This window comes from Coleofasciculus sp. FACHB-712, assembly GCF_014695635.1.
GTDB lineage: Bacteria > Cyanobacteriota > Cyanobacteriia > Cyanobacteriales > FACHB-T130 > FACHB-T130.
On sequence record NZ_JACJOQ010000318.1, the window covers coordinates 1 to 3435 of the forward strand.

Annotated in this window: 6 protein-coding genes; 3 read left to right on the forward strand and 3 right to left on the reverse strand. The window is 45.2% G+C overall.

Annotation, left to right across the window (positions count from 1 at the left end; translation table 11 throughout):
* The first annotated feature begins 172 nt into the window (after nt 1-172).
* Nucleotides 173-403 (forward strand): addiction module protein, encoded by a 231-nt coding sequence (locus tag H6F50_RS08240; protein ID WP_190428247.1) that lies wholly within the window; start codon nt 173-175, stop codon nt 401-403.
* Nucleotides 400-711 carry a type II toxin-antitoxin system RelE/ParE family toxin gene (locus tag H6F50_RS08245; protein ID WP_190428249.1) on the forward strand — a complete coding sequence of 104 codons (312 nt, stop codon included), beginning with the start codon at nt 400-402 and terminating at the stop codon, nt 709-711. The genes H6F50_RS08240 and H6F50_RS08245 overlap by 4 nt, the downstream gene beginning before the upstream one ends.
* A gap of 104 nt (nt 712-815) precedes the next feature.
* Here H6F50_RS08245 and H6F50_RS08250 read toward each other — a convergent pair whose 3' ends face one another.
* A complete protein-coding gene (locus H6F50_RS08250) occupies nt 816-1010 on the reverse strand; it encodes a hypothetical protein (protein ID WP_190428251.1) in 195 nt (64 codons plus the stop codon).
* A 683-nt stretch (nt 1011-1693) separates the two neighbouring features.
* On the opposite strand from H6F50_RS08250, the gene H6F50_RS08255 reads away from it, so the two are divergent.
* Nucleotides 1694-2263 (forward strand): HdeD family acid-resistance protein, encoded by a 570-nt coding sequence (locus tag H6F50_RS08255; protein ID WP_190428254.1) that lies wholly within the window; start codon nt 1694-1696, stop codon nt 2261-2263.
* A 139-nt stretch (nt 2264-2402) separates the two neighbouring features.
* Here H6F50_RS08255 and H6F50_RS08260 read toward each other — a convergent pair whose 3' ends face one another.
* Both H6F50_RS08260 and larB read right to left on the reverse strand, forming a co-directional pair.
* Nucleotides 2403-2621, reverse strand: coding sequence for a hypothetical protein (locus H6F50_RS08260; protein ID WP_190428256.1), 219 nt, complete (start codon nt 2619-2621; stop codon nt 2403-2405).
* Between the two features lie 152 nt (nt 2622-2773).
* A partial coding sequence (gene larB, locus H6F50_RS08265; RefSeq protein WP_190428267.1) for a nickel pincer cofactor biosynthesis protein LarB occupies nt 2774-3435 on the reverse strand: 662 nt, incomplete at its 5' end.

Genomic DNA, 3435 nt, shown 5'->3' on the forward strand with positions numbered 1-3435 from the left:
AGTAATCATCCACAAATTTCACGGTGGCTTGGGCTGGACGTGGTTCTGTCATAGGTAAATTCTGGCTTTGAACCGTTTTAGCCTATTATCCTCTCCCTAAAGTGACAAAAGAGCGTTAACTAAGTGATCGAACTATTGCTAGACTGTGGATAACTCTGGTTTCTAGGTGACTATGCTGTCGATCGAGCAACTGATGAAAGAAGCTTTATCTTTACCGAGTGCGTCGAGAGCGCTTTTGGCAGAAAAGCTAGTTGAAAGTCTTGAATTCGACGTAGACGAAACGATTCAAACACTTTGGACAACTGAAGCCAAGAATCGTAGGGACGAAATCCGAAGTGGCGTGGTTCAGACAATTCCTGGGGAAGAAGCGTTGGCTCAGGTAAGGCGGCTCCTAGAGCAATGAAGTATGTATTTCACCCGGCAGCATTAACTGAATATGGGGAAGCGGTACAGTTTTATGCACAAAGTCGAGTTGAGTTGGCACAAGCATTTATCAACGCTGTTGAGGATGCAATCTTCCGAATTATCGAGTCTCCCACTCGTTGGCGCATAATTGATGAAGATATTCGTCGATGTTTGACGCGCAAATTTCCCTATGGAATCCTCTACACAATTGAGCAGGATTTTATTCTAATCGTAGCGGTGATGCACTGTAGTCGAGAGCCTGGATACTGGAAAGATCGAGTTATACAGAAACCACCAGATGTTTAAATAGTTGCTGCAATTTCCCTAGAAGCGATCGCGCCCATCAATTGACAGACAAATGCGATCGCTTAAATAAATCGCGATAAAGATGCGAGCATACGTTGTCTGAATCAAACCTTGACAACTTTCCACAAGATGAAACCAACTACTGCAACTGCAATTCCACCCAGTTGTAGTACGTTATGCAACACCGCACCTGAAATTCCCAGGAAGACCAGTACGATTGATACTGCAATCATTCCTAATCCAATACTGAGAACAATTTTTCCCCATTGAGGAGCTTTGGTATTTTTCGGTTCGTTCATTTGTTAGGAGTATATGAATAGTTGCCTAGTCAAGAGCCTCTAAAAGTCTCGTGAACCTCTGAAAGTATTGTATAAGAAAGCGGTTCTGATACCTATAAATTTTTTACCTTCACTATTAAGTTACGATAAGTAAAGCTCAATTAACTGCAAGCTTGAATTACAACTAACACCCCCACTTTACACAGAGTAAAGACCAGCGCTGTGAGCTTTGAATGAAGTTGTATGTAAGCTGGAATGCGCTCTTAAGAAGAGTATGTTAGCGAAGTGTTGCATAACAAATCGGGCAAATGAATGAAGGGAAAAGTACGATTGCTATGAGGTTGGAGCGAATAGTGACATTGTTTAGTACAGCTCTGAATGAAATTATGTGCAAGCTGAACACATATAATCAGAATAAAGGTGCGATCGCTTCCGCACGACAACCCTAACCAATTAACTTCTCATTCTCAACCAGCCAAAAATTTGCTCTGCTGTCAATTCAAGCTCAATACCGTCTAACACAGCTAAGCGATCGCTTCCATAAATTGACGGGGTTAATTAATTGACAGAAAAGTGCGATCGCAAACTATATCAGGGGGTAGAGCTGGGAGTGGTAGGGTGATCTATCTTAAGGTTCTACCTAGTCCTTGAGAAATTTTCTAGCGTGAAGGTATAGCTCACTCAAGCATAGAAAAAAGATTTTTATGACAACCGACGTTTCTACTGATATCAACAAGAACAAAGGTATTAATGGATCGCTTTTGACTGGCGCTCTTTTGATTGTTTTGGGGATAGTTGCGATCGCTGTACCGAATGTCTCGACAATTGTCGCTGAGACTTGGATTGCTTTGATCCTAGCTAGTGCGGGAGCGACTAAGGCAGTCTATGCCTTTCAAACCCGCGAACAAGGTGGTTTCATTTGGAAACTCTTGTTGAGCGCCCTCTACATTGCCACAGGCGTGATGCTATTTTTCTACCCCTTAACAGGTGTCCTGACGCTGACTCTGTTGCTAGGTAGCTTTTTGCTGACAGAAGGTGTATTCAACCTGATCCTGGCATTCCGGGTGCGTCCGCAACAGAATTGGACATGGGTGCTGACAGACGGCATCATTACGCTGGTATTGGGTGCAATGATTTGGTTCCAGTGGCCTTTTAATGCGCCTTGGTTGATTGGAACGCTAGTAGGTGTCAGCGTTCTATTTACAGGGGTTTCCCGCGTGATGCTATCGCTGAATAAGCGTTCTGCCTTGAATGAGTCTAACCAAGCTGCTTAAGCTTAAAGCGCTGAGGTCTGGTGTAGCGCGGGTCATGTATGTAAGAAAATTGCCCGCAAGCATTTAGAGAAGCGATCGCATCCTGATGGCGATCGCTTTTATCTGAGGAAAAGTGCGATCGCGTTCTTAGTTGAAATGATTACTGAAGCGAGTCCTGATATAAAGTTTGCAATAAATTTTCTAACTTCTCTTCAGGACAGCACTCAATCAACGCTTCAAAAACTTCTAACAATTTTGCAGCGCTTTCTCCTAAAGTAGGACTCAATCCCCAAACATCTTGTACCCAGTCTTGAGGACGTTCAGCTTCAAAAATCAAGCGTTCTAAGAGTTGCTTTGCTTCTGTCTTGGAGGTAGGCATAGGGTTTAGTTGATGAGGAAAAATTTAATTTTTAGCTGTCCATCATTAAATAGCATATATAGCAATTCAAGGATTGGGTGCGATACAGCAGTAGGGGCATGGCAATCAAAAAGCCCCTACTCACCGTCGTGGCATGAGTGGGTAATACTACTCTATTGCCCAGATAATTTGAGTTTGTGAGCCGTCCTCAAGATTTGTCCAGCTAGGACTGCCGCACCGAAGCCATTATCAATATTCACCACGCCCACGCCTGCTGCACAAGAGTTCAGCATTGTCAAAAGTGGCGCAAGCCCGCCGAAACTCGCACCATAGCCGATACTGGTGGGAACTGCAATCACAGGACAATCAGCCAAACCAGCAACGACGCTGGGTAAAGCACCTTCCATTCCAGCCACAACGATTAGCACATTAGCCGCTTCAATGACGTGACGGTTACTTAATAGACGGTGGATACCCGCGACGCCGACATCCCAGAGGCGCTGCACCCGGAAGCCACACAGTTCTGCTGTAACCGCTGCTTCCTCAGCGACGGATAAATCGGCAGTCCCCGCAGAGAGGATGCCAATTGTGCCCGAATACTGGGGTTCTAGGGTCGCAGGGGAAATGGCACAGATTCGAGCAGACGGGTAATATTGGAGACCTGCTACTTTTTCCTGCAACTGGGCATAGACTGCCGGTTCAATCCGCGTTGCCATAACGATAGGGTTGCGCGATCGCATCGCCTCCATAATCCCCGCAATCTGTTCGGGTGTTTTTCCTGGCCCCCAAATCACCTCTGGAAAACCCGTTCGCAAGGTGCGGTGATGGTCAATTT